General features: G+C 44.4%; 4 protein-coding genes. 1 reads left to right on the forward strand and 3 read right to left on the reverse strand.

Features of this window, described 5'->3' with window-relative positions:
* A partial coding sequence (locus IQR33_RS17465; RefSeq protein ID WP_193843887.1) for a DUF3081 family protein occupies positions 1–144 on the reverse strand: 144 nt, incomplete at its 3' end.
* Positions 145–518: 374 nt separating this feature from the next.
* Between IQR33_RS17465 and nagB the strand changes: the two genes are divergently transcribed.
* Positions 519–1319: a glucosamine-6-phosphate deaminase gene (gene nagB / locus IQR33_RS17470; protein WP_005374441.1), complete on the forward strand. Its 801-nt coding sequence runs from the start codon at positions 519–521 to the stop codon at positions 1317–1319.
* A 90-nt stretch (positions 1320–1409) separates the two neighbouring features.
* On the opposite strand, the gene IQR33_RS17475 is transcribed toward nagB, so the two are convergent.
* Both IQR33_RS17475 and gltS read right to left on the reverse strand, forming a co-directional pair.
* Positions 1410–2276: a hypothetical protein gene (locus IQR33_RS17475; RefSeq protein ID WP_005374442.1), complete on the reverse strand. Its 867-nt coding sequence runs from the start codon at positions 2274–2276 to the stop codon at positions 1410–1412.
* A gap of 153 nt (positions 2277–2429) precedes the next feature.
* Positions 2430–3594: sodium/glutamate symporter (gene gltS, locus IQR33_RS17480; RefSeq protein ID WP_193843888.1), on the reverse strand; the 1165-nt coding region annotated here is incomplete at its 5' end.

A 3594-nucleotide genomic window follows, 5' to 3' on the forward strand; every position in this document is an offset into this window, starting at 1 on the left:
CCCTCTCAAGAAAACGTTGTACCCATCGTAGTCAGAAAACGCTTCTACACCTTCATACATTTTACCAAATTCGGTTGGCGTACCGTTGTTCATCACACATTCGTAAGCCTGTAGTACTTTGCTCGGATCTAACTCATTTTTCATACCGAATTCCTCACTGGTTTACACATTTCAATTATGGTTAAAGAATGAGCGCCATGCCATATCTAACCCATAATATTTGAAGTTCGTGTGCGATTTCGCACTCTGTAGGTTGTTAAAAAACAAGGTTAAGTGCGAAGGCAGAACTTAATTTAGATCATAAATTTTATCTATTGATTCGTCAGTTTCATAATGCAATTTCTTTGTAAAAAATCGTCTTATAAAAGCATTTAGATATAAAAATCGTCGACAAAACCAACATTGGTTAAAGAAAAAGCAAAATTTTGACCTAAAACAATAGCAGTTCGCCATTACTTATTTTATAATGCGAATTAATGTTTCAGTACATCGTCAATTCCAATAACTAGGGGCACAAAATGAGACTTATCCCGTTAACTCGAGCAGCACAAGTAGGTAAGTGGGCAGCTGCGCATATCGCTAAGCGTATCAACGACTTTAAACCTACTGCTGAGCGTCCATTCGTTCTGGGTCTACCAACTGGTGGCACTCCTCTAGCAACCTACAAAGCCCTAATCGAGCTTTACCAAGCCGGCGAAGTCAGCTTCAAAAACGTCGTGACTTTTAACATGGATGAGTACATTGGCATCCCTGCGGATCACCCAGAATCTTACCGCTCGTTCATGTACAACAACTTCTTTAATCACATTGATATTCAAGAAGAAAATATCAACCTACTGAACGGTAACACAGACGATCACGACGCAGAATGTAAGCGTTACGAAGACAAAATTAAGTCTTACGGCAAGATCAACCTGTTCATGGGCGGCGTGGGTAACGACGGTCACATCGCGTTCAACGAGCCAGCGTCATCTCTTTCTTCTCGTACTCGCATCAAGACCCTCACTGAAGACACTCGCATTGCGAACTCTCGCTTCTTTGACGGCGATATCAACCAAGTGCCTAAATACGCGCTGACTATCGGTGTTGGTACGCTTCTAGACTCAGAAGAAGTGATGATCTTGGTCACTGGCCATAACAAAGCTCAGGCACTTGAAGCAGCCGTGGAAGGTTGTGTAAACCACCTATGGACAGTTTCTGCTCTTCAACTTCACCCTAAAGCGGTGATCGTATGCGACGAACCAGCTCAACAAGAACTGAAAGTGAAGACAGTGAAGTACTTCTCTGAGCTAGAAGCAGAAAACATCAAAGGCTTTTAACCCATAGGATGGCAGCCTAGAAACACACTAAAAATACAAAACCCGTGTTGAACACGGGTTTTTTCTTATCTGAACAGCGGGCTTAAGTCGTCAATAAGCTTTAATACCAAACTGACGAAGACGCTTAGGAAGCACTTCATCCAACTTGTCTAGTTCACTCGGTTCGACTTCGATAAGATTGAAATGATGCTGCTCATAAACAGTACGAATGGTCTCACGGTCGGCCTGAGCCATCTCCCCATCGTCACTTCCCCAAAATTGCAAATAGACTTTGCCGCCTGGTAAGTAAAAATCGCTAGTGACATCTTGGTCAATCGGCAGCTGACGCTCATAAGCGTGCACTACACCAGCCAAGTACAGCCAGTTGTCAATGAGCAACTCCCCCTTAGAGCGCACGTAATGCCCATCTAATGTTCGGTGCTTGGCTTCAAATTTTTGGCGAAAGCTTGAGTACGATTTATCCGTAGAATGTGACTCCGCGTCTTGCCCTAAAAACTCAATGACAGACTGCTTAAGACGCTTGTTACGCAGCACCACATCGTGCCATACGACAAAGGTATTTTGTGTTTCTTTATCGGTTCTTTGCTGCCCACCAGCGCGCACACCAGCTTCTGTGACACTCCATCCCTCTTCGGATTTGGTCAACCAACCCAGTTCACTCAAAAGCTGATTCATGCGCTTCGCATTCAATTTCAGCTTTTCACCCAGTTGTGTCGCGCTCAATGTTTTCCCTGAGCTGGGAGTCAGCTCAATATGTAAGTTGGTCGGCCAGACGATGAACTGGCCAAATTTAGGGTGATCCACATACTCACCGCCAAACTTTGCCCCTTCTTCGGTCAAAATCCACTTTTCATCTTGGCGAACGATGTAGCCTGCACGTTTGAGATCGGCAAACAGCAGCTTAGCTTCTACCTTGCGCATTTTCGCTAATGCCGACGTCGATATTTTTTCAGACATGTGGGTACCTCATGCTGCTGCAAAATGAACACTATGTCGTCATAGTAACGCATTGATTTCACGGCTTGAAGTCAGGCAAACAAGATTTCGTGTTACAAATGGCAAAGCCAGCGTATAGGTGCTGGCTTTGTTATTTCGGTAAAAAAGCGAATGTTATTTAATAAAAGCGATGCATCCTTGCAAAATCACTAAATTCACAATGTCGATGAAGAATGCACCGACAATTGGAACCACCATAAATGCTTGTGGTGATGGACCATATCGACTCACGATGGAGCCCATATTCATGACCGCAGTCGGTGTAGCACCTAACCCAAAACCGCAGTGTCCGCTAGCGATCACCGCCGCATCGTAGTTGCCTCCCATCATGCGGAATGTTACGTAGTAAGTGAACATCGCCAACACTGCCGACTGAATAGCAAGAATAATAAGGAATGGGATCGCAAGATCGAAAATATTCCACAATTTCAAACTCATCAAGGCCATGGCAAGAAATAGAGATAGTGCAACCGTGCCAAGAATATCAACGGTTTCTAAATCAACCTTGCGCGCCTTCGTCACTTCCATGATGTTAGTGATAACAACACCAATAAACAGCGCATACACAAAATCGGGAATCATTAGCCACTTGATGTCAAAACTGCTTACCCAACTCTCCAGATACTTCGCGCCTGTCACGCAAAGTAAAATGATGGACAAGCTTTCAACGACTCTTTTCGCTGTGACACGATCTTCCTCATGTTCGTTGTACGTCACCAGTTCAGGGAAACTCTGATGACTTTGATTGGTGCGTCCGTATTCCGATTCCAAGTTGTGTTTGTTTAGTAGTTTTTGTGCAACAGGGCTGCCAATAATCCCGCCCATCACCAAGCCAAATGTAGCAGAAGCCATTGCCACCTCTAGAACATTATGCAGACCATACATTTCTTGAAAAGTTTGCGACCACGCAGCTCCAGTTCCATGCCCGCCAGAAAGCGTAATGGATCCGGCGATCAACCCCATGAGTGGATCTAACCCCAGCGCTGTTGCTAAGGACACGCCGACCGCATTTTGGATAAGAATGTAGATCGATGCCACAACTAGGAAGATGAAAACCTTCGCACCGCCTTTAATCAGTTGGGTGTAATTTGCCGCTAAGCCAACGGTTGCAAAAAACATCAGCATAAAGACGTTTTGCAGTGGTAAATCAAAGGAAACATCCACACCGTTTAAGTGCATCGTCGTGATGACGCAAGCGACCACTAGACCACCAACAATTGGCTCTGGAATATTAAATTTTTTTAAGGTTGGTAACTTGGTATTGATGAACTGCCCTAAA

Source organism: Vibrio sp. OPT46, from assembly GCF_015163535.1.
GTDB lineage: Bacteria > Pseudomonadota > Gammaproteobacteria > Enterobacterales > Vibrionaceae > Vibrio > Vibrio alginolyticus.

Coding starts and splice junctions, on each gene's coding strand:
- nagB (WP_005374441.1), top strand. CDS start 519: ATGAGACTTATCCCGTTAACTCGAGCAGCACAAGTAGGTAAGTGGGCA.
- IQR33_RS17475 (WP_005374442.1), bottom strand. CDS start 2,276: ATGTCTGAAAAAATATCGACGTCGGCATTAGCGAAAATGCGCAAGGTA.